We start from the raw sequence: 23,537 nt of genomic DNA, 5'->3' as shown, positions 1-23,537 counted from the left end.
CAGCGGAATAGATTCAGTTTTCAGAGTGATCAAGTATAAAACTTGGCGTTTGTCTGTATCGATACCACAATGTTATTAGCAAAATAATCAATATAATTTCCTGTTTGCCCCTATGTTCGAATTCAACATGAGGGTTAGTGGTGTTCAGACAGAATAAGGACGGTATGAGATGAGAAACTTGGGATTTAAAAAGTTATTGCTCATTTCCATTAGTGCATTGGTTGTGGTTTCTGTATCTGTGTCAAAATACATTGCCTATATCAAGCAAGAAGCTAATCTTGTTGAGTTGATTACGGCCTCAAACCAAAGTTATGTTAAAGGTCAAGCTCTAAAGATTTCAGCTCAATTAGAAGAAAAAGTGGGCGGTTTGGATAAGCTAGGTCAGTACTTTTCTAGTAAAGAGATAACAGGTACGCCAGAAGAGCTTATCGATCTGACTCATACCATCGCTAATGCTGCCAACCTAAATAGCTCAGTTGTGGCCTTCACTAATGGTGATGCTTACTGGAATCAAACCGCTAAAACTTGGCCAAATCATAAGTTTGATGGTGATGTCACCACTCGTGGCTGGTATCAGCTGGCTCGAAAAAATGATTCTGCCGTATTAACAGAACCTTATATGGGAAGTGAAGGGGATGTCTACTGGGTCTCGATAGTAAGAAAGACGCTCAGCGGTATGATATCTGTCGATATGCAGTTGGGCTTTTTAAATGAAATTGCCAAAAATGTTAACGAGATCCCAGGCGCTATTGCGGTCATATTGAATAGCGATACCACCATTTTGGCTTCATCAGTTGATGACATTAAAGCGGGTAATAAAACGGCCAAATATCCTTGGTTGGACACTGTTGCAAAAAGAACGTTAGGCCAGGTGGAGGTTGTCTACGGGGGTCAAAAAGACGAGATAGAGGAGTTATTTTTTTCGCATGAAATCAATATTGCGGGTAAAAAGTGGTACTTTGTTGTTGGTTTAGACAAAGATATTGTTTTTGCGGATCTCCATGCAGCAAAATATGAAGCCATTATTACCGCTCTTCTTGCGTCTGTGATCAGTATTCTGGTTGCGCTTGGCGTCATGCAAGTCTTATATCGCCCAATTTTGGTACTTAAAGAGACGATTGCTGGCCTGAGTGATGGTAATGGCGACCTGACTCAACGAATTGAAGTCAAAACTCATGATGATCTAGGTATGATTTCTGAGGGTGTCAATAAATTCATCGCGAGCTTACAATCGATGATGCTTGAAATCAGCGAAGCGACAAGTCAGCTTAGTGGCAACGTTGAAAGAATGCGCGAACAAAGTCAGCACAGCTCATCCATATTACAAAACCATGTGCAAGAAACCGAGCAAGTCGTCACCGCGATTGAAGAGATGAACTCAACGGCAGAATCCATGGCCTCTGATGCTGCGAATACCGCTCAACTTACTCAAAAAGCAAACCAAGCGGGTAATACTTCCAAGGCTACTGTGACGCAAGCACAAACGAATGTTCAGGATTTGGTTGAAGATGTCAGTGTTGCTTCAGAGAACGTGAATAAGATGGCGTCAGAAACCGATGGGATTAATACAGTTTTAGGTGTAATCGGTGATATTGCAGAGCAGACCAACTTGCTGGCGCTAAATGCAGCGATTGAGGCTGCTCGAGCAGGTGAGCAAGGGCGCGGCTTTGCGGTGGTGGCTGATGAGGTTCGTAACTTAGCCAGTCGGACAAAAGAGAGTACCGAAGAAATTGAAACAGCGCTTGCCAGTCTTCTCAAGGGAAGCCAGTCGGTGGTGGATTCTATGGAGTCAACCAAAGACAAGTGTGGTCAAACGGCTGAAGGCGCGGGTCAAGTTGCGGAGAGCCTAGATGTGATGACGGACTTTGTTACTGAAATTAACGACTTAAGCACACAAATCGCCGCAGCGGCTCAGGAACAAAATAGCGTAACACAAGAGCTAAGTCGAAATATGACAGCAATTAATGACATTGTTGGTGAACTTGATAACAACGGTAAACAAGCGCTTGAAGATGCGCATAGTATTGCTGAAATAAACACTCGTTTGTCCGATATCGTTGGCCGTTTCAAGCTGTCATAACTTCGTTTATCAACGATTTATTCGCCCCCAACACGGATCATCACAGCATCTGGGCGCCAATATTCGAACTCGGCGTCCATGAGCTGCCCGTCTTGCTTATAATTGACGCGGCAAATCTTAAGAACAGATTGACCCGATGCAATGTTGAGTGCCTTAGCTACATGTGCTGGAGCGGAAGTTGTTAACACATCAAACTGCGAACGCTGAGTATGATATCCATATTTTTTGTCGTAAATGTCGGTAAGCGACAACCTAAGATTTTCAGATAAAATACCTTCGAATAGTGATGATTTCAGTACATTTTCAACAAACAATACCGCTCTTCCATCTATATAACGAAGTCTTTCGATAATATGAATTTGGGTGATTTTATCAATATCTAGAGCTTGTGCGTATTCTGCAATGGCAACTTCGGTGCGGGTACTGACTAGCCTTGTTTCTGCGCTTCTATTTTGCTCTTTGACCATTTGATGGAAATGAGTTCGTGCTAATGGGTTATAGCATAGGCGTTCAGGTGAAACATACCATCCACGGCGTTCTTCTCGATAGATAAGCCCTTCTGTTTCCAGTGATATTAATGCGTCCTTAATAGTGATGCGTGTGGTTGAAAAGAGCAGGCTAAGCTCTCTCTCCGAGGGCAATTTATCTCCTTTAGAAACCGTTCCCGATTGAATCCAGTGTTTAAGATAGTGTTTGATACTACCTGGTTGTGTAGAAGAATGATAATCGATAGCTGAATTCATGGTTGACCTAGTCCAATGGCATAAACCGCTAGAGCATAAAATGTTGATATAACAGAAATATGACAGTGCAAACTTTAAGCTAATTTTTTGGATGAAACATAAATGACATTAAAAACCAGTCAAACTGTCAAATCAATAGCACGTAATTGTCATACTTTACTCCTAGCATTCGGGTTGAGTTTTTACTGACCTAGTCCAAAAAAGGATTGAGATAATGAAAGCATTATTAACTAGATCAAACACCATACCCTTGCTCTTTGCATCATTGGTACTTTCAACATCGACAAACGCACAAGATGCTGGTATCGAATCACTGGTTCAGGCCGCTCAAAAAGAAGGCCAAGTATACAGTGTAGGGATGCCGGATAGTTGGGCTAACTGGAAAGATACATGGTCTGATATGAGAGCGAATTTCCGTATTGAACACCAAGATACGGATATGAGTTCTGCCCAAGAAATTGCCAAATTTGCGGCGGAGAAAGATAATGCTACTGCTGATATAGGTGATGTAGGCTTTGCTTTTGCGCGTGTAGCGGTTAAAAAGGGAGTTACGCAGGCCTATAAGCCAACAACGTGGGACGATATCCCTGAATGGGCAAAAGATGAGGATGGTCACTGGGCTCTGGCCTACACAGGAGCTATTTCATTTATTACCAATAATAACTTGGTGAAAGTTGCTCCCAAGACGTGGCAAGATTTACTAAAAGGTGACTATAAAGTAACGGTTGGTGATGTTGGTGTGGCTGCCCAAGCTAATAATGCTGTCCTTGCGGCTGCTTTTGCCAATGGTGGCGATGAATCTAACCTCGATCCCGCAATCAAGTTCTTTGCTCAACTTTCGAAACAGGGTCGTCTTTCGTTTACTGACCCTAGCATGGCAAACTTGGAAAAAGGTGAGGTTGAAGTTGCTATAATGTGGGATTTTAATGCCCTAAACTATCGAGACAAGATCGATAGTGATCGTTTTACTGTCACTATTCCACAAGACGGCTCAGTAATTTCTGGCTATACCACAATCATCAATAAGTACGCTAAAAATCCAAACGCAGCTAAGTTAGCGCGTGAATATATCTTTAGTGACCAGGGGCAGATCAATCTAGCAGAAGGCTACGCTCGACCGATTCGCACTAATGTGACTCTACCCAAGTCTGTTCAAGATAAGCTTATCGCTAATGACCAATACGGTAATGTTCAACCTGTCTCTAACTTCTCTGAGTGGGAAAAGTCAGCGCGTAGACTGCCACGTCAATGGCAAGAAAGCGTACTTATCTATCAACAATAAGAGTCTAAGAAATGAGCAACAAGGTTATCCTCGTTGTTCTAGATGGACTTAATTTCCAAGTAGCCCGTGATTGCATGGGCTACCTCAGTGGTCTTCTGGAGCAACAACGAGCGTCTCTCTACACTGTGCAATGTGAATTGCCTTCCCTTTCACGCCCTTTGTATGAATGTATTTTGACGGGTGTGCGCCCTGTAGATAGTGGCATTGTTAATAACGATATTGTCCGGTTATCAAATCAAGAGTCGATATTTAGTCTTGCAAAATCAAACGCTAAAGTGACAGGTGCGGCAGCGTATCACTGGGTTAGTGAGCTTTATAATAAAGCCCCGTTTGAGCCTAAGAACGATCGTTACACCCATGATGAAACTTTAAATATTCAACATGGCTGCTTTTACTATTGGGACGATTATCCTGATGAAGCGGTATTCTTAGATGCAGAGCATATACGCGGTAACTATCAGCCAGATTTTTTGCTGATACATCCTATGAATATTGATGATACGGGTCACAAACATGGTCTCGACTCTCATCAGTATCGAAATTGTGCGAGAAAAGCTGACATTATTTTATCTCACTATATCGAGTCATGGCTTGCTGATGGATATCAAATCATAGTCACGAGTGATCATGGAATGAATAACGATTGCTCTCATGGCGGTATTTTACCTGAAGAGCGTGAAGTCCCTTTGTTTGTGATCGGAGATGCTTTTAGTCACTGTGATTGTCAGATTAAGCAAACTGAGATATGTGGAACAGTTTGCCAACTCCTCAATATAGAGCATACAAAATCATATAGACAGGAGTTATTGGCATCATGAGACGTTCTGAATTTATGTCTGTCCGGATAAATGTCGAGCCTCGTAGTGTGATGCTATTGCGGCGGCTTACATACTTAGCACCTATGGCATGGATGGTGCCATTTGGTATTCTTTTTTACTTGTTCCAATTGGCTCCCATGCTCTGGGTTTTATTGAATAGCTTTGTCTACGAAGGCGAAATTGGACTCGAAAACTACATTGAGGCCTTGAACTCCCCATTTATGATACAGGCTTTTGGCAACAGCCTTTGGCTGTCAATATGGTCGAGCCTACTTGGTCTTACTATTGCCACTTTGTTAGTTTCCTCTCTGCGTCGCGTGGATTGTAAAATCCGAGAAGGAGTTATTGCTTTCACAAATATGAGTAGCAATTTTTCAGGTGTACCTCTGGCTTTTGCTTTCATCATAATTTTGGGAACAAATGGGGCAATAACGCTTTTGCTGAAACAGCATGGATTACTAGGCGATTTTGATCTCTATGGTAAATGGGGCCTACTGGCGATGTATACCTATTTCCAGATTCCATTAGGTGTTTTACTTTTGTATCCTGCATTTGATGCATTAAACGATGATTGGCAAGAGGCTTCAGCTTTATTAGGTGCCAGTTCTTGTCAATATTGGTTCAGAATCGCCCTACCTATACTCTTTCCAGCACTACTTGGCACTATGGTTATACTAATCGCTAATGCGATGGGGGCTTATGCTAGCGTCTACGCCCTAACTTCTGGTAATTACAACTTAATTACCATACGCATTGCTAGTCTTGTATCGGGGGATTTGTTTCTCGAACCTAATCTTGCTGCAGCCATCTCTGTATTATTAATGCTTTTGTTAACTTTTGTTGCGGTAATTAATCAGTGGCTCGTAGCGAAAAGTTACACCGTGGCTAAATCGAGGAAATAAACCGATGCGTAATGTTAATACTCACTTTCATAAAGTGGTAGTGATGAGTATTGTAGGTGTTATGTTGGTTCCCATTTTGGCGACCTTAATTTACTCGATCTCTTCACGCTGGGGGGCAACAGTCCTACCCGAAAGCTATACCTTTGACTGGTATATTAAATTATTTACTGAGCCGAGATTTTTAAAAGCTTTTGGTCGTTCAATACTGATTTGTATCGCTTCATTAATTTTGAGTATCGTTGTGATACTTCCGTCAATATTTGTTGTGTTCTACTACTTTCCTAAGATGAATAAGTACATGAATATGATGATATTACTTCCTTTTGCAGTACCACCTGTAGTTTCTTCTGTAGGTTTACTTCAGCTCTATGCGGGTAGCAGTATTCCTATCGTTGGTACTCCATGGATTTTGATTGGGACTTATTTCACGATCGCTTTACCTTTTATGTATCGAGCGATTGCCAATAACTTTGAAGCAATAAATCTGCATGATCTTATGGATGCTGCCCATTTGCTTGGTGCGAGCAGCACTAGAGCCTTTATTTCTATTGTATTACCCAACTTGAGAAAAGGCCTGATGGTATCTTTGTTTCTCTGCTTCTCTTTCCTGTTTGGAGAGTTTGTTTTCGCCAATATATTGGTTGGAACACGCTACGAAACGCTACAAATTTATTTGTACAACATACGTCAGACAAGCGGGCATTTTACCTCAGCTCTGGTTATGACTTACTTTTTATTTATTTTCTTATTGACTTGGTTGGCAGGCCGTTTTAGCAGAGGTGCCCAAGAATGAGCTATGTAACAGCAAATAATCTTACTAAGTGCTTTGGTGACAATACCGTCTTCGAAGATATAGGTTTTACGATTAAACAAGGCGAATTTATTACTCTTCTCGGGCCAAGTGGTTGCGGTAAGTCGACTTTGCTCAGAAGTATTGCAGGCTTAAATTCAATCGATTCGGGCGAAATATGGGTTCAAGGAGAAAATATAACTCACCACTCACCTCAGAAACGCGGTATTGGTATGGTGTTTCAATCTTATGCATTGTTCCCCAATATGACGGTCGAAGGTAACATTGCCTTTGGTTTGAAAATCAAAAAAATCGGTGGTGATGAGATAAAACGTGAAGTGAAAAGAGTGACTGAGCTTGTTGATCTAAAGGGTAAAGAAAAGCACTATCCACACCAATTATCCGGTGGTCAGCGCCAGCGTGTGGCACTTGCTCGTGCGTTGGTTGTAAAACCTCGAATCTTACTACTTGACGAGCCATTATCCGCTCTTGATGCAAAGATACGCAAGCACCTTCGTCAACAAATTCGTGATATTCAGAAAGAAATGAATTTAACGACAATCTTTGTTACGCACGACCAAGAAGAAGCTATGATCATGTCAGATCGTATTTTTTTGATGAATAGAGGTGAGATTATTCAAGCAGATACGCCTGAAGAAATTTATTTACATCCAGCTAATGAGTTTGTTGCGAGCTTTATGGGGCATTATAATCTCATCGAATCTCAACTTGCCAAGCGACTGTTCAATATTGATACTCAGTGCAAGGTGGCTATTCGTCCAGAATCTATTTACGTTAAAGAGCAAGGTAGAAAATATGGGCAAGGCATTTCAGCGCCGCACGGTGGGACTATTATCGGTCACCAACTTTTGGGTAATGTTATTCGCTACCAGGTAAGGATTGCGCAGTGCGAACTGGAAGTCGATTTATTGAACCGCACCTCAGAGCGTCTTCTCACTAATGGCAGTCAGCTAGAATTGCTGTTCAACCTCAATGAAATTCAACCCGTGAGAGCGTAATTATGTCCAAACCTTTATACGTCTTCGATATGGATGAAACGCTGATTAATGGCGATTGTTCAATGATTTGGAACGCGTTTTTAGTTCAGAAGGGTGTTGTGAATCAGCCGGAGTTTCTGAGCGAAGACAAACGTTTAATGGATTTATACATTCAAGGCAAAATGAATATGCAAGAGTATCTGGATTTTGCCATTGCACCTTTGTTAAAACTTTCTACTGATGAAGTTGATAAGCTGGTTGAAGAGTGTGTAAAGAGCGAGATACTTGGCCAGCAATTTACTCAAGCAAAATCACTAATAGAATCATTGTCAAAAGACAATATTGATATGTTGATAATTTCCGCCAGTGTTACTTTTCTTGTTGCTGCTGTCGGTAAGCAAATTGGGATAACTCATGCACTTGGCATTGATTTGCAGATCGAAAACAACTGCTACACATCCCGTATTCAGGGTATTCCGAGTTATCGAGAGGGTAAAGTGACTCGTTTGGAGCAATGGCTGGCTTCTAAGGCTGACCAGTACACGGATATTCACTTTTATACAGATTCTATTAATGATCTTCCGCTTTGCGAGTTTGCCGATCACGCTTATCTTGTTAATCCATGTCCACAATTAGCTGAGCAGGGGGAACGTTATAATTGGCCTAAGCTGAGTTGGGATTAAACCGAGTATTTATGAAGTTCTGTGACGATCCCCTATGCCCTCCAATACTGGCATATGCGCATAATTATTCTCATGGAGATGTAGAGCCACCTCATACTCATCAGTGCAGTCAATTTTTACACGCTTTAAACGGTGTTATTCGAGTGGACACTCCATCAGAATCCTGGGTTGTGACAACTCATCAAGGGCTATGGATACCTTCTGGTATCTCACATAGCCTCAGAATTACTGGTGATGTTCGAGTTCGTACGCTTTTTGTTGATCCTATGGCTAGAGCAGATCTTCCCAATACCTGTATGTTATCGAAAGTATCGCCTTTGCTGACCAGTTTAATTATTGAGGCAGTATCTTTGCCTGATATTAGGTTATCTGGGACACGAGACGAACGAATATTTGAATTAATACTTGATGAACTGCGCTTGTTAAACGCCATAAACTTCTATCTTCCGATCCCAAAGACAGAAGCTCTAGTTATGTTGTGTCAAAATGTATCAGAGCGTATATCACACCCGTGGACAGCTTCGGATGCTGCTAAGTTTCTCGGCCAAAGTGAGAGAACGGTTTCTCGCCGCTTTCAGCAAGAGCTTGGTCTAACATTTATCGAATGGCTGCGTCAGCAAAGGCTACTATGCGCGTCTGAACTTTTAGCCAGTGGGTGTAGTGTGCTGGATACGGCATTAGCGATTGGATATGACAGCCCTAGCGCATTTAGCGCGATGTTTAAAAGTCGAACAGGGCTGTCTCCGCGGGACTATTGCCCGATGCTTATCTCGTCAGAACACAATTAAAGGTTTAGTTCGCTTGTAAAAGGTTAGAATAGGCATTTAATAATGCTTGTAGTGAAGCTTTTGTTGCATCTTCTTCAATTGCGACGCCAAAAAAGCTTGCATTTGAAGTCGTAGATTGGAGTTGTACGTAACTGGCCGCTTTACTCTGGGTTCGAGAACCAAGAGTATGCTCGTGATAGTCAAGGATGTTTACCTGGAAACCATATTGATCTTTTAATCCTTGTAGTAACGCAGACATAAGGCCATTCCCTGAAGCAATACATTCTACTATTTTATTGTCGTGATTAATTGTGGCTTCAATACACTGACCAAATTCTGTTGTTTTACTTTGGTAGCTTTGCAGTCTTATGGATTTATTATTAACAAGGCCATAAGATTGCCTGAATAATTGCCAGAGCTGAGAAAGACTAACTTCACATCCAGTACTATCTGTATGACTTTTCACTTTCCTACTCAAGTCTGCTTGAAGCATTTTAGGTAACAACAACCCATGGTTTTCTTGTAATAACCATGCGGCACCACTCTTGCCTGATTGGCTATTGACTCGAATAACTTCTTCATAGTTACATCCCAAATCCATGGGGTCTATCGGCAAGTAAGGTATATTCCACACGCTATTCAGTTTAGAGTTATAACAAGAGAATCCTTTTTTAATAGCATCTTGATGAGACCCTGAAAAAGCAGTAAAAACAAGCCTCCCAGCATATGGATGACGAGGATGAACAGGGATTTCATTGCACTGCTCTACGATCTCAACGGTTTGCCGAATGTCAGGAAAGTGTAATCTGGGCTCAATACCTTGTGAATATAGGTTTAGTGCGAGTGTGACCAAGTCAACATTACCTGTGCGTTCTCCATTACCAAATAAACAGCCTTCTATGCGTTCAGCCCCAGCCAACATAGCGAGTTCGGCACTAGCAACACCAGTCCCTCGATCGTTATGGGGATGAACACTGATAGTGACGTTCTCTAATGAACTAAATGTATTTATGAATCGTTCAATTTGGTCTGCAAAAACGTTAGGAGTGTTGCGTTCAACAGTTGTTGGCAGATTGATGATCATCTGCCGTTTGTTGATCGGCTTCCATACTGATGCGACTGCTTCACAGATTTCAACTGCAAATTCGGGTTCGGTAAAATTGAATGTCTCTGGTGAATACTCAAGAGTCCATATAGTTTCAGGATGTTTTTCGCATAAAGCTTTAATTTCCTTGGCGCCATTTACCGCAAGCTCTACGGTTGACTTTTTATCCTGAGAAAAAACAATATCTCTAAAAGATGGAGCTGTTGCATTATATAAGTGAACGATAGCCCTAGGTGCTCCGGCCAGACTATCAATAGTTTTCTCAATCAAGTCTGATCTGGCTTGCGTAATTACCTGAATAGTAACGTCATCGGGAATTAACTTCTTCTCAATCAGACATCGAACAAAGTCAAAGTCGGTTTGTGATGCTGATGGAAATGCAACTTCAATCTCTTTGAAACCACATTGAACTAGGTGGTTAAAGAGCTTCAGCTTTTTCTCAATATTCATAGGGTTAGATAAAGACTGGTTGCCATCACGTAAGTCGGTTGAGCACCAACGAGGGGCCTTTTCTAGAATTTTTGATGGCCAAGTTCTTTGAGGGTAACTGGTGACGTGATTAGCTTGGTACTTTTCTGATGGAACTTCTAACATTATTAATCCTTTCTTTGATGAGAAAGGTCCACTCTAGAAGACTTTGTGAATAACATCTGAATAGAAGTTGACAAAAATCGTCGAGTTTTGGACAGAGGCGCTACACCCTTAATAACTTGTTATCCACGGGTGCTTTCACTACCACCAAGTTATCTCAAAACGTCCTTTACCCGATTACCCACAAATACCTGATATTCCGGTAACAGTAATTGCATCGACAAAGAAATATGAAGAACCTCCAATATTATTCTTTACTGATCAAGCTCGTGATATGTGGGGCAAACTGCATTCAGATTGGGCAACGGCTTTTCCACAGGGTAAAGTAGTTTTAACAAACAAAAGTTATCACTATCCTCAAAATGATGAGCCTGAAATAGTTGTGGCTGAAATAGTGGAATTGTTATCGCGTATAAGAAGCTAACAAGGTCTTTTTATTATCGATTTTCAATATCCTAATGGCTTTGTAGATAGTTTTGTCATTGGTTATTAATATGGCCCAACACTACTCAAGACCGTGTTGTTTAAAAGATTCAGCATAAGCTTTATCTTCAATCATGATGTGTTGGCCCAACCAATTTTTCAAAAATTGCATCAGCTCATCCCCGATGTCTTCGCCCTTTTCAACGCGTTTTTGAAAATCAAGAACGCGCTCAACCAGTTGGCTGTGTTTCTTCATATGCTCATCAGTTTGCTGGTAGCCAATTTGATCAAACAGTATTTCCTCATATTTAAAGTGATTGGCGGTGTAGTCAATAAGGCCTTGCACTACGCGTTTGATTGCCTGAAGCCCATAGTTATGTTTGAGTAGATGGTTTAAGTCATTAATGAGATGTAATAAGGTTTGATGTTGTCGATTAATTTCGTTAAGACCAATATCAAGTTGATCGTTCCAAGTCATCAGTTTATCTCTTTGGCTATCTTCCTGCTCAACTTGGTTTGGGTTAGTTTCAAATCTGTGCAGCAATGAGTCTATTTCACCAGATAGGTTGCGTACCATAAAACTGACTCTCAGCGTTTCTCTGGTGGATTTTACGTTGCTTTCAGCCTCATCAGTCACTTGTTGAAGACAATCATTTAGATCTTCAGTTTGTTTAAGCTGCTCCTCTGATGAGCGAGTAATTTTTTGTCCGTATTCATACACATCATCTATTTGTTGGCTCAATTCTTTAAATGTATTCTCGGCAGTAGTGGCCAGCTCTAACGATTTATCCATACTCGATTTATTTTCTTTCATTGTCTCTAAGACATCGTCCGTTTTAAGCTGTAAGTTACTAATCTTACTTCTGATTTCTTCCGTTGCTTCCTGAGTTCGCATGGCTAGAGTGCGGACTTCATCTGCCACAACAGCAAATCCGCGCCCTTGCTCTCCTGCGCGCGCACTCTCAATGGCAGCATTAAGTGCAAGGAGGTTGGTTTGTTCCGCGATACTACTGATGGTTTCCATGACTTGGCTGATTTGTGTGGTTTCTTCCATTAGAGACTGAAAATGTTCATTGGAACTGTCTATGTGCTGGTGGGCATTGTCCAGTGCGTTCTCCAGAGCAATCATATCTTTTGTGCCTTGGGCAGATTTACTTTTGGCATCTTTTGCGAGCAAAGCGGTCGATTCGCAGTACTCTGAAACTTGCTGGGTTATCTCAAAAAGCTGAGTGATATTGGATTGTGCTCTATCGACATCTTGTTTCTGCTCAATGGCACCGTTTTGAGAAAGCTCTGAGTCTTTCTGGACTGCTTCAGCAACTTCAAGCAATTTAGCGGTAGACTTTCTTAGGGCTTGAATGGTGCGAGAGATATCTTCTCCAATTCGATTTACGGCTTGAAAAAGTGATAGACGTTTGTTGTTTTCAAGTGGTATTCGAGTGGTTAAATCGCCCTCCGAAAGTTGCTTGGCTGCGCCTCTTACTTGAGCGAGTATTTGATTAAATGCGCTAAACAATACCATCACCAAACAGTGGTATAAGACCAAAAATGCTAACCCTGTCCATGCACTGGCTTTTATGCAAAGCACCGCGCTTGGTATGATGAGTAAAGTTAACATAGCCATCCATTGCCAAGGCTGACATTGGCTGAGTCTATCCGCAATATTGCCAAACATCTTGCTACTCCCAAGTGATACTTTTGTTTCTAACTATAAATTTAGGCTAAAGTTTGCAATATCCCCATTTAACCAGCACGACTTTTCATCCTTGAGAGATGGTCTCAAACAGACTTTTTGCTGGAAGCGAAGGTATGATATTTTTACTATTTCTTATATTATTCAAGCTATTAGTTTGGTTGACGACGATGGGTGAAACAGTATGGAAATGACAGTTGGTGAGGTTGCTAAAAGAGCAGGTGTAAAAGTGTCGACATTGCACTTTTATGAGCAAAAAGGACTGATTACCAGTTGGCGAAATCAAGGTAACCAGCGTCGCTATCATCGTGAGGTTTTACGTAGGCTGGCTGTGATTAAGGCCGCGCAAGAAGTGGGGCTTACTTTAGAAGAAATCAATCAATCCCTGTCTTTCCTACCCAAACATCAGGCACCGTCAAGAGAGCAATGGAATCAAATGGCCTCAAATTGGCATGATTTGCTAGCACATCGTATTCGCCAGCTTGAAGCGCTTCAAGAGGACTTGGGAAGTTGTATTGGTTGCGGCTGCTTATCGATGAAGTCGTGCGCTATATATAACCCTAAAGACATCAGAGCAGAATCTTTCGAAGGCAAGACCATGCTAACGCATCCTGAGGAGTGGTCTGAAACTCAATGCACTGATAAATAGATAACAACAAATTTATTAAACAGCAGGTTGAAGATCTAATTTTTTAACATTTGGCGGATTGTTGTAATTCTACATTTCACGCTATTTCTTTATCACTAATTGTCAGCTCTATCACTATTGGCAGCGCTATTTGGTAATTTTCTGACCAGTTCTAGAGGTTTATGTGTGAGGTGGATTGTCTTTTAATTTCTCATCCCCCCTCTCTACGCCTTTCTGGCTTCTAGCTAAGGAGGAGAGTATTCACTTCATCAAAATTATAACGTGAGCTTGAAGGTATCTCATTGGGTCAACTGGGGTATCAAATCAATAACGGGAATAATCAGTGGAAAAGTGAATGAAAATAAAGCTAACCAAACTCAATGTATTGACAGCTGCATTTGGATTACTGGCCGGCTATGGCAGTGCGCTAGAAGCTCAAACGATAGGAACACGTTTGGACACCAATATCATGCATGGAAGTCCAATACTTAACTATTCCCCAGATAATCCATTGTCGGTCAGACTCGATGGCGCTGCTGCCCATTGGCTTGACCTGAATTCCATTGCTTGGTTCGACCACAGTAAAGCGGTGAGTTATCAGATTTGGAGTAACGAATCTGGATTGAGTGATATTAGTCATCCACGAGATTTCACTAAGTACGACATGGTGGTTGGAGAACTTATTGATAAACCGAAATTTCCCCATCTTAAGGGGCGCAATGGTTTTGAGCTTACTGTTAGTCCAGAAACCGCTAAAGCGCTACTCAAAACCCAATTAATTGCGGTTGCCCTTGATGAGCAAGGTAAAGTCATTGTTGCCACGCGGATACAAACTCCGGGCGTGATTGATGACTTATATACCTCGGGCGAAAATGATGCTGACGAGGCAAGATTGGGCAGTTGGATGGATGAAAATGGCGCCAACTTTGCTTTGTGGGCGCCAACGGCTCAGAAAGTCGAATTGCACCTGTACGATAAAGCTAAGACGCCTTTATCGGGTTCACCCTATAGTTTACAACTTGATACTTCGACGGGCATTTGGCATTTTCAAGGCGAAGTTTCACTGAAAAATGTGTTTTACCGCTATGAAGTAACCGCCATTCACCCTCAAACAGACCAGATTGAGTCTATGATGGCGACAGACCCATATTCACTGTCACTCAGCACTTCCAGTCGTTATTCCCAGCTTGTTGACTTAAATGATGCAGAAACCAAGCCTGATGATTGGGACAGTCACAGTGCGCCAGAGCTTGCCAACCCAGAAGACAATATTGTTTACGAACTTCATGTTCGTGATTTTAGCGCGAGCGATAAGCAAGGAGAAAAGCGCAATAATGGCAAATACTTGGCGTTTCTTGAAGATGAAAGAGACAGTGTTAAGCATTTGATGTCGCTAAAAAATGCAGGAATGACGACGGTTCACCTCTTGCCCACTTATGATCTTGCCTCAATACCTGAAGAGCCAGAAAAGACATTAAATCTGACCGATTCGGTTGAAAAGCTCTGTGGTATTAACCCTCAAGCAAACTTATGTACCACAAACACTCCTCGTCATTTATCGATTTTGTCGTTACTGGAAAAAACTGATCCCAACAGTGGTGAAGCGCAGGCATTGCTAGCGGATATTCGCCCTTTAGATGGCTTTAACTGGGGCTATGATCCTTTTCATTACAGTGTTCCAGAAGGCAGTTATGCGGTCGCGAGTGATGGTATTTCGCGTATTAGAGAGTATCGTCAAATGATACAAAAACTTCATCAGATGGGCTTTAGAGTCGTTCAAGATGTGGTGTATAACCACACTTATGCCTCTGGAGTGTCTGATCATTCGGTACTCGATAAGGTGGTGCCTGGATATTATCATCGCCTCAATCCGATTACCGGTGCGGTTGAGAATTCAACATGCTGCGACAATACGGCCTCTGAGCACCGTATGTTTGAGAAGTTAGTTGCGGACAGTGTCGAAGTGTGGGCGAAGCATTATAAAGTAGATGGGTTTAGGTTTGACTTGATGGGGCACTTGATGAAGTCGAGTATCCTGAATGTCTACGAGCAAACCAAACAGGTTGACCACGATACTTGGTTTTATGGAGAAGGATGGAATTTTGGTGAAGTTGCCAATGGTCAACGAGGAGAAAATGCGACGCAATGGCCAATGGCGGGCACAGGCATTGGCACCTACAATGATCGCTTGCGTGATGGTGTGCGTGGTGGAGGCCCTTTTGATAGCGGGGATGCGCTTCTTCAAACTCCGGGTTTTGCAAATGCAGGCAATCGATTTAGTGATGAATTAAAGTCGAAGACAGATTTGATTCGTTACGGCATGGCGGGTAACTTGCAAAATTATCCACTAGAAACATTCAGCGGTGCGATGGTGAATGGGCGGGATTTTCTATACGGCGGCCAAGGAGCAGCCTATACACTCGACCCTCAGGAATCGATTAACTACGTCTCAAAGCACGATAACCAAACCTTGTGGGATTTCAATCAATACAAAGCCGATGCTTGGGTAGGTTCTGCGGAGCGAGCACGCATGCAAATTGTTGGCTTATCCACAGTTATGCTTGGGCAAGGTATTCCATTTATCCATATGGGCTCTGAATTGCTTCGCTCAAAGTCGATGGAGCGTGATAGCTACGACAGTGGGGATTGGTACAATAAAGTTGATTTTACAAAACAAACCAATAATTGGAATGTGGGCTTGCCTCGTGCTGATAAAGATATCGCCAATTGGGATGCCATCCGCTCTGTCATATCTAATCCCAATACCTTTGCTCAGCCACAAGATGTCACTTGGACTGACCAAATCTTTAAAGAATTGCTTCAGATCCGCTCAGCCTCACCTTTGCTGCGCTTAGTCAATGAAGAACAAGTTTTACAACGTGTACAATTTCATAATACTGGGCCTGATGCGCTCGCTGGCATGATTGTTATGTCAGTAAATGATGGGATAAGTGCAGGAGAAGATATAGATAGCAATGTCGATGCTTTGGTTGTTGCCATTAATGCCAATACTTCTGAGCAAACTATTTCGATTCAGGGTGCTAAAGACTTTCAACTTCATCCTGTTCTCGTCAATTCTTATGACTTATCGGTCAGACAAGCAAAGTTTGAGGGCAGCTCTTTCACCATTCCACCTCTTACCGCTGCGGTATTTGTTCAGGTACAAAAAGGTGCTCAAGGACTAGGTTTAGTTGTGGACCCAAGTTCTGAACCTGCTCCTTTTGGTAACACCAAAGTGTTTTTGAGAGGTTCGATGAACGATTGGCAAGCCAATAGCGAGCTTATCTATCAAGGTGATGGTGTTTATGATGTTGAAGCCTATCTAACACCAGGTGTCTACGAATTTAAGTTTGCTTCATCAGACTGGGAGCAAGTCGACCTCGGTTTTGATGAGCTAACGAATTTGCATGATTCTATTGGATTTGTAAGAGGCGAAAATGGCAACATCAAAGTCATCATACACAATCAAGGAGTGCATAAGTTTAGGCTTGATACATCTCGGCAAACTACACTTACAGCCTCTGTTCAGTACACTAACCGTGATTACGCCTGCTATCAAGATGATAACCAAGCTTGTAATCTGAGGATCTATCAAGTCATGGTGGAGTCTTTTGTCGATGGTGATCCGCAACATGGTTATGGTGTTGGCTATGGCAACTCACATCACAATGGTGATCTGCAAGGTGTGATTGATAGCTTAGATTACATCGCCAATCTCAACGTGAATGCCTTATGGTTAACCCCTGTATTTGATTCTTGTGCTGGACAAGCAGGGGACGATCGATTGGATGCAACGGGTTACTTTCCTTGTGATTATTTTAATGTCGATCCTAAATTTGGTACCAATGACAAACTAAGAGAACTGATCGACAAAGCGCATGCAAGAGGTTTATATGTTTTCTTGGATGGTGTCTTTGGTCATTCTAACCTAACGGGTGTGAAACCTTCTCCCACTGGAAAATTACCGCATTTAAAACTCGAACAAGGTTACCCTGGCCACTATGTTATCTATCCAGATATGGCAAGTCAGGACTTTTTTACTGAAGTTGCAACGTATTGGATAAAAGAATACGGCATCGATGGCTGGAGGCTCGATCAATCCTATCAACTTCCCTTAGATACTTGGCGTGATATCCGCTTGGCAGTTGAGCAAGTATCGATGGAGAATCAACAAGCGGGCAAGCAATGGGGAACCTTAGGCTATATGGTGGGTGAAGTATGGAGCGGTGCCGATGATATCACGGCAACCACTTATGGCAGTGATGCTGAGCCAGGACTGTCATCGGCGTTTAACTTCCCTTTGCGTTATGGACTTGTTCAAGCACTTGCGGTGGAAGAGTCGGGCCAAAAAGGAAGCGCAAGAGCCTTAGATGCGATATGGAATAGTCGAGCTAAATCTCCTTATTATGCGATGCCCAATCTTATGCTAGGCAACCATGATTTGGTTCGCTTTGGCGACCTTATCCAGCGAGGAAATCTGGGAGATTATACCAAGAGGCACAAAGCAGCATTGAGTTTTCTTGCTGCGTATTCGGGGCCAATCACGATTTATTATGGTGAAGAAATTGGTGATGAAGTAACAGGCTTTGCTAAACAGATTATCCAGGACTGTGCTTCCCAAGGCCTGTGTGATGACCATGTATCACGCTCTAGTGCCAAGATTGAAGGTGTGACAGTCGCAGAGCTAACACCTGAGCAACAAGAAATAAAACAGTATCTTACCGAGCTAATGCGTCTGCGCAGCCAGCACCCTGCCTTATATGCTGGAAAGCGTCGAAACCTTTGGCTAGATGATAATATTTATGCGGATCTTAAAGTTTATGGTGACGAGCAAATACTATATGTTCTGAATACGTCTACCTCTGATCAAACCTTGTTGTTAGACGCCAGTCACCTAAAAGTCACCCATGCCCTTAGAGATCTTATCGATGATGAGTTAGTCACTATGACAGAGGGTAATGCTCAAGTTGGGATACCTGCATTAAGTGGTCGTTTTTTGGCTGTAGAGTAGGGATTATTCAACGAATCTAATACTGAATGTTCTTTATCTGATTTGGAGCATGTCGCATATTGCACTTGCACTATGCGATTTTTTTTGCGATTTGCAATGAACAATATGCACTTAATGGCATTTTTTGGCCGAAGTTACTGATTTTGGTATCAACATGGGCTTATTTCTTTTGGCACGTATCTTGTAAATTGTCATTGGTGTTCTGGAGTGGCTCTTATGAGAGCAAGTGGTATGTGATGCACTTCTCTCTTCCTAAACGCACAATCGTAATGGCTTAAAAGTGCGGATGACGGACCGAGCAAACAGCATGTAGTAGAACAACAATAAGCCGAACATGTTTGTGATCATCCAAGGAGTGGAGGCGACATGAATTTGATAGAGCTCGTCTATGTCAGCAAAGCGGGAAAACGGTTCAACCAAGATGAATTGGAAAGCCTACTTTCTAAAGCCCGCAAAAACAATACAGATACCGACATCACAGGCCTGCTACTTTACGATGGCTATGGCACTTTCATTCAAGTATTAGAAGGCCCTGAGCCAGCGGTTGAAAACCTGTTCGAAAAAATCCAACTAGACTCCCGCCATACTAATATCAACCGAATTGGGTTTCACCACATTAAGAAAAGAAGTTTTCCGGATTGGAAAATGGGCTTTCGCGTACTCGACCAAGATCTCGAATCTACACTCCCAGGTTACAGCGATTTTATGAAGCACAGAGGTGAGGTGCAGTACCTTGTCGAGCACTCAAGTTTCGCCATGCAGATGATCCACTATTTTGTGAAAAAAGATTAGGAGAACTCCCATGCTTTCACATTTTAAAATTGCTCATAAAGTCTACTTATTGGGGTTCTTTCTTCTAGGGGCGATCCTTCTAATGGGCGGTTTTGCACTCAATCAAATGAACAAGATTGGTAATGAGCTTGTCGATATCGCTGAGCGAGACATACCGCTTACCAAGTCGCTCACAGTACTCACTGAGCATCAGTTAGAGCAAGCCATTTATTTTGAGCGCGCCTTGATCAAGGCGATTCGAGTTGAACAAGGGCTTGCGCCAATGAATACATTTGAGGAGGCGAGAGGTAAGGTTGAAAAGCCCACCCTAAAAGTTGAAAAAGAAATTGTACAGATTGAAAACTTTATTGCTGATTCCATTCCCAAGCTTCATGACCAAAAGGCCAAAGCCAAGTTCGAGGCTAAATTAGCAGAACTAAAAAAAGTGGAAGATTCCTACCATTCGCTGGTCGATGAAGTGAAAAAGACTATGCTGCTGGGCTCTCAAGGCAAGATTGATGAAATGCTCGAGTTCTCAGAGAAAGTTGAGAAGCATGAGGACGAAATAGACACCTCCCTAATCAAAATTCTTGATGATGTACAAAGCTTTACGTTGGCAAGTGCCTTGAAAGCGGAAGAAGATGAGAAATTTGCCATCAAATGGATGACAGTGATCGCTATTGTATCGATTGTGTTTGGAATTGTGATGCCCATTTGGATCGCGAGAGCGATAAGAAATCCGATCGTTGCCTTAATTGGAAGATTGCAGCAAGTAGCAAATGGTGATGGCGACTTAACCATCAGGCTTGACTCAAGTGCTAAAGATGAGACGGGTACAGTGGCAAGCGCCTTTAATACATTTTTGGGTGTGCTGACAGGAACGATTAATGTCGTGACCTCAAAGGCAGAAGATTTAGGCAAATCGTCAGAATCTGCATTAGGCGCGATGCAAAGAACCCTTGCCAATGTCGAAAAGCAGCATAGAGACATAGAGCAGGTTGCAACCGCAATCAACGAAATGAATGCGACAACACAAGAAGTGGCCAATAGCACGGCCAATGCTTCGGCGGTAACCGATGCGGTGAAAAAACATGTGTTGGAAGGTCGTAAAGAAGCTCAAGAAATTCAGAAGATCATAGAAGAACTGACCAATGAGGTGACGCAGTCATCTGGTGTTATTGAAAATCTCGTCTCGGAGACCAACAACATCGGGACGGTTCTTGAGTCTATTCAGGGCATCGCGGAGCAAACTAATTTACTGGCACTCAATGCGGCCATAGAAGCGGCGCGAGCAGGGGATACTGGCCGAGGGTTTGCTGTGGTTGCTGATGAAGTACGCTCATTAGCACAACGCACTCAAGATGCGACGGTTGATATTCAGCAGTTGGTTGAAACCTTGCAATCTGAGGCGAAAAACGCTGTTACCAGTATGCAAAAAGGAACCACCACAGCTCAGCTTTGTCTAGAGAAAAGTACTCAATCAGCCAACACATTCCAGTTGGCGGCAGAGTCCGTTAACGAAATCGCTGGATTAAATGTTCAGATAGCAGCGGCTGCTGAAGAACAAGCGGTTGTGGTTAGAGACTTAGATGCCAACTTAACTAACATTAAATCTTTGTCTGAAGAAACGGCGGAAGACTCAAGAAGTACAGCGACGGCAAACGAATCCATTGCTAAAAACGTGATTGATCTTCACCAAAACTTGAATAAATTCCAAGTGTAGTTAACGACTTGGCAACAACCCTAGGGTTCGACTTTGTACTTATGAAGTAGTGACAAAGGAAGATGGCAGTAATCTTGGGGATAATTGGTGAGGCGGTCCTGATGTTCAGGATCGCTTTTTACGTAATTGGTCAAAGGTAGAACCTCAACGGCAATAGTGTGACTCTTGGGTTGCTGGTCAATATAGAGTTTGGCTTTTTCTAGATGCTGATTGCTTTGGCTGTAGATACCTGTGCGGTATTTTAGTCCTATATCTTGCCCTTGCTGATTAATGCTGTATGGGTCAATGATCTCGAAAAACTGCGTCATAAGTCGTTCTATATTGGTTACCTCTGGATCAAATTGAGTCCTGACACATTCAGCGTAGCCATCATAGTCTCCTTTGGTATCCTTGCGAACACCATTTGCTCGCCCAGCCTCAGTCGACACAACGCCGGGTAAATGGCGAATAAATTCCTGAACACCCCATAGGCAGCCGCCAGCAAAGTAAATTTCTTCTATAGAGGTTTGTTTCATGATTATCGGTTTTAGGTTTGCTCAAGGAGGTGCTATTTATACCAGATTTATTTGGGCCCCTCAAAGGCGCATAGCCTTACAAAACTTTTTTCTTTATAGGCGTCGACGGTTTTAGTTTTTTGGTGGCCTTTAAACTGCATGTAGGTGCCTTATTTTGGCGATTTTAATGCCTTTTAAGTTTTTGTTTTTAATGAGTTTATTTTTATGGATTGACGTGGGTCGACGATGATAGGCTAGCGCCAAGAAGGAGATATTATGACAATTAAAAATAAAACTTACCGCCAGCAAGACTTTTCCCACCAAGACCTTCAATACGCTGTCTATGAAGATTGTCAGTTCATTCAGTGCGAGTTTGATCGAGCTGACTTACGTAATGCAAAATTTATTAACTGCCGCTTTATTGAAGCTCAAGCATTGGAAGGGTCTAGCTTCTTTTATGCCAAGCTTAAGGATACAAGCTTTACCAACTGTATGTTGGCAATGAGTCAATTTGTCGGGGCTGATTGCTTTGGAATTGAATTTCGTAAGTGCGATTTAAAGGGAGCGAATTTTCAAAGAGCCAACTTTATTAATCGTATCAGTGATAAAGTCTATTTCTGCTCTGCCTATATCACGGGATGTAATCTGAGTTATGTCAACCTCGAAAGGGCTCTACTTGAGAAGTGCGATTTATATGAAAACCGTTGGACTGAGGCTAACTTAGATTCGGCAAGCTTTTTGGGTTCTGATCTCTCAAGAGGAGAGTTTTCCATAGATCAATGGGGCTCATTTAACATTGAAGGAGCCGATCTTACTCATGTTGACCTCGAAGGTGTTGATGTTTGTCGTGTCTCTCTTGACGGGGTAAAAATTTGTCGCTGGCAGCAAGATCAATTGCTCGATAAATTTGGTCTGATTGTTATTGATTGACTTTCCTATGCCATACCCAGCGCGACTTTAATAGCAAGGGACAGCAACCCAAGCAGAGCCACGCTGGATATCCAAATAAAAATAAACCATGTCAGTTTTTTCATCAGTGGTAATGCTCCCCATGTTTCATCTTACCTCTGAAGACCCAGTAGGTATAGGCGCTGTATGCCATGATGAGAGGAAGGAGAAAAACAGTACCAGCAAGCAAAAACTTCAGGCTTTCATCAGGCGCGGCGGCTTGGCTGTAGGTAAGGCTAAAGGGAATGATATAGGGAAAAGTGCTCACTCCGAACCCTGTTGCTGCCAGCACGAACAGAGCAATACCACAGAGGTAGGCTTTGAGGGCTTTGTGATTTTGTAAAGAGACAAAGAGCTGCCTGATAAACCAAGCAGAAAGCGCTGGGATGCATAGCAGGACAAGCGCATTTGGGAAACTGAACCAACGGTCGAAGATCAAGCTATTTTGCAGAGGTAACCAAATGCTAACGATGGCGATACAGGCGACCATTGCAACGCCTGCTCGTTTAGCAATAATCTCATACCGTTCTGTAAGATCAGTGGGTAGCTTCATCATAAGCCAGCATGACCCAAGTAAAACGTAGGCAAACATAAGGGCGAGAGAACAAAATAAACTAAATGAGCTTAACCAATCAAACCAATCGCCTGAGTACGCTCTACCTTCCATTTCAATGCCTTGTAATAGGGCGCCAAGCATAATGCCTTGCATTAACGTTGCAGTCAGGGAGCCGACAAAAAAAGCAGTGTCCCATAGAAACTTGCCTTTTTTGGTTTTAAACCGATATTCAAAAGAGACGCCGCGAAGAATCAATCCCAGTAGCATAAGAATCAGTGGTGCATATAAGGCTGGCATGGCGACTGAGTATGCAAGTGGAAACACGGCAAACAGACCGCCTCCCCCGAGCACCAACCACGTCTCGTTACCATCCCACACAGGAGCAATGCTGTTCATCATCATGTCTCTCTCAATCTCACTATGAGCGCTGGGAAACAGAATACCAATACCTAGATCAAATCCGTCAAGGATCACGTAGATGAGGACAGCGAGCCCAATCAATGCATACCAAACAAGCGCATAATCCATAGT

At 42.5% G+C, this 23,537-nt stretch carries 17 protein-coding genes and 1 pseudogene; 13 read left to right on the top strand and 5 right to left on the bottom strand.

The features are described 5' to 3' along the window. Positions 1 to 169: 169 nt before the first annotated feature. Entirely contained in the window at positions 170 to 2,080 is a 1,911-nt protein-coding gene (locus tag MHN79_RS07020; protein ID WP_239172279.1) for a methyl-accepting chemotaxis protein, read from the top strand. A gap of 17 nt (positions 2,081 to 2,097) precedes the next feature. On the opposite strand, the gene MHN79_RS07015 is transcribed toward MHN79_RS07020, so the two are convergent. Further along, positions 2,098 to 2,823, bottom strand: coding sequence for a UTRA domain-containing protein (locus tag MHN79_RS07015; protein ID WP_239172278.1), 726 nt, complete (start codon positions 2,821 to 2,823; stop codon positions 2,098 to 2,100). Positions 2,824 to 3,037: 214 nt separating this feature from the next. On the opposite strand from MHN79_RS07015, the gene MHN79_RS07010 reads away from it, so the two are divergent. The 7 genes and pseudogenes from MHN79_RS07010 to MHN79_RS06980 all read left to right on the top strand — a co-directional run bounded on the left by MHN79_RS07010 (position 3,038) and on the right by MHN79_RS06980 (position 9,084). Further along, positions 3,038 to 4,105 carry an ABC transporter substrate-binding protein gene (locus tag MHN79_RS07010; protein WP_239172277.1) on the top strand — a complete coding sequence of 356 codons (1,068 nt, stop codon included), beginning with the start codon at positions 3,038 to 3,040 and terminating at the stop codon, positions 4,103 to 4,105. Positions 4,106 to 4,116: 11 nt separating this feature from the next. Further along, positions 4,117 to 4,923, top strand: a complete 807-nt coding sequence (locus MHN79_RS07005; protein WP_239172276.1) for an alkaline phosphatase family protein — start codon at positions 4,117 to 4,119, stop codon at positions 4,921 to 4,923. Positions 4,924 to 5,012: 89 nt separating this feature from the next. Further along, positions 5,013 to 5,825, top strand: a pseudogene (locus tag MHN79_RS07000) (ABC transporter permease subunit); the annotation flags it as partial. Between the two features lie 4 nt (positions 5,826 to 5,829). Then, positions 5,830 to 6,618: an ABC transporter permease gene (locus tag MHN79_RS06995; protein WP_239172275.1), complete on the top strand. Its 789-nt coding sequence runs from the start codon at positions 5,830 to 5,832 to the stop codon at positions 6,616 to 6,618. Further along, the gene (locus tag MHN79_RS06990; protein WP_239172274.1) at positions 6,615 to 7,634 is read left to right on the top strand and encodes an ABC transporter ATP-binding protein; all 1,020 of its coding nucleotides are present in this window, start codon (positions 6,615 to 6,617) and stop codon (positions 7,632 to 7,634) included. The genes MHN79_RS06995 and MHN79_RS06990 overlap by 4 nt, the downstream gene beginning before the upstream one ends. A 2-nt stretch (positions 7,635 to 7,636) precedes the next feature. Next, on the top strand, positions 7,637 to 8,296 hold the full coding sequence (locus MHN79_RS06985; protein ID WP_239172273.1) for an HAD family hydrolase: 660 nt from the start codon (positions 7,637 to 7,639) through the stop codon (positions 8,294 to 8,296). An 11-nt stretch (positions 8,297 to 8,307) separates the two neighbouring features. Next, the gene (locus MHN79_RS06980; protein ID WP_239172272.1) at positions 8,308 to 9,084 is read left to right on the top strand and encodes a helix-turn-helix transcriptional regulator; all 777 of its coding nucleotides are present in this window, start codon (positions 8,308 to 8,310) and stop codon (positions 9,082 to 9,084) included. A gap of 4 nt (positions 9,085 to 9,088) precedes the next feature. On the opposite strand, the gene leuA is transcribed toward MHN79_RS06980, so the two are convergent. Together leuA and MHN79_RS06970 are read right to left on the bottom strand one after the other, a co-directional pair. Further along, positions 9,089 to 10,762: a 2-isopropylmalate synthase gene (leuA, locus tag MHN79_RS06975; RefSeq protein WP_239172271.1), complete on the bottom strand. Its 1,674-nt coding sequence runs from the start codon at positions 10,760 to 10,762 to the stop codon at positions 9,089 to 9,091. A 502-nt stretch (positions 10,763 to 11,264) separates the two neighbouring features. Further along, positions 11,265 to 12,857, bottom strand: a complete 1,593-nt coding sequence (locus tag MHN79_RS06970; RefSeq protein ID WP_239172270.1) for a bacteriohemerythrin — start codon at positions 12,855 to 12,857, stop codon at positions 11,265 to 11,267. A gap of 202 nt (positions 12,858 to 13,059) precedes the next feature. Between MHN79_RS06970 and soxR the strand changes: the two genes are divergently transcribed. The 4 genes from soxR to MHN79_RS06950 all read left to right on the top strand — a co-directional run bounded on the left by soxR (position 13,060) and on the right by MHN79_RS06950 (position 21,008). Further along, complete coding sequence (soxR, locus tag MHN79_RS06965; RefSeq protein WP_239172269.1) at positions 13,060 to 13,524, top strand: redox-sensitive transcriptional activator SoxR; 465 nt, start codon at positions 13,060 to 13,062, stop codon at positions 13,522 to 13,524. Between the two features lie 334 nt (positions 13,525 to 13,858). After that, a complete protein-coding gene (gene pulA / locus MHN79_RS06960; RefSeq protein WP_239172268.1) occupies positions 13,859 to 18,514 on the top strand; it encodes a pullulanase-type alpha-1,6-glucosidase in 4,656 nt (1,551 codons plus the stop codon). 366 nt (positions 18,515 to 18,880) lie between these two features. Then, positions 18,881 to 19,306, top strand: coding sequence for a BLUF domain-containing protein (locus MHN79_RS06955; RefSeq protein ID WP_239172267.1), 426 nt, complete (start codon positions 18,881 to 18,883; stop codon positions 19,304 to 19,306). Between the two features lie 10 nt (positions 19,307 to 19,316). After that, positions 19,317 to 21,008 carry a methyl-accepting chemotaxis protein gene (locus tag MHN79_RS06950; protein WP_239172266.1) on the top strand — a complete coding sequence of 564 codons (1,692 nt, stop codon included), beginning with the start codon at positions 19,317 to 19,319 and terminating at the stop codon, positions 21,006 to 21,008. Positions 21,009 to 21,028: 20 nt separating this feature from the next. Here MHN79_RS06950 and MHN79_RS06945 read toward each other — a convergent pair whose 3' ends face one another. After that, positions 21,029 to 21,508, bottom strand: a complete 480-nt coding sequence (locus tag MHN79_RS06945; protein WP_239172386.1) for a peptide-methionine (S)-S-oxide reductase — start codon at positions 21,506 to 21,508, stop codon at positions 21,029 to 21,031. Positions 21,509 to 21,778: 270 nt separating this feature from the next. Here MHN79_RS06945 and MHN79_RS06940 point away from each other — a divergent pair, with 270 nt between their 5' ends. Next, entirely contained in the window at positions 21,779 to 22,432 is a 654-nt protein-coding gene (locus MHN79_RS06940) for a Qnr family pentapeptide repeat protein (protein ID WP_239172265.1), read from the top strand. Between the two features lie 103 nt (positions 22,433 to 22,535). Here the strand turns inward: MHN79_RS06940 and cydB are convergent, their stop codons facing one another. Beyond that, the gene (cydB, locus tag MHN79_RS06935) at positions 22,536 to 23,534 is read right to left on the bottom strand and encodes a cytochrome d ubiquinol oxidase subunit II (protein WP_239172264.1); all 999 of its coding nucleotides are present in this window, start codon (positions 23,532 to 23,534) and stop codon (positions 22,536 to 22,538) included. Positions 23,535 to 23,537: the final 3 nt, after the last annotated feature.

Origin of the sequence: Vibrio sp. Of14-4, from assembly GCF_022347625.1 — a bacterium.
Lineage (GTDB): Bacteria > Pseudomonadota > Gammaproteobacteria > Enterobacterales > Vibrionaceae > Vibrio > Vibrio pristinus.
The sequence above is the reverse complement of the archived record's forward strand: the minus strand, read 5'-3'. Positions and strand labels throughout refer to the sequence as shown.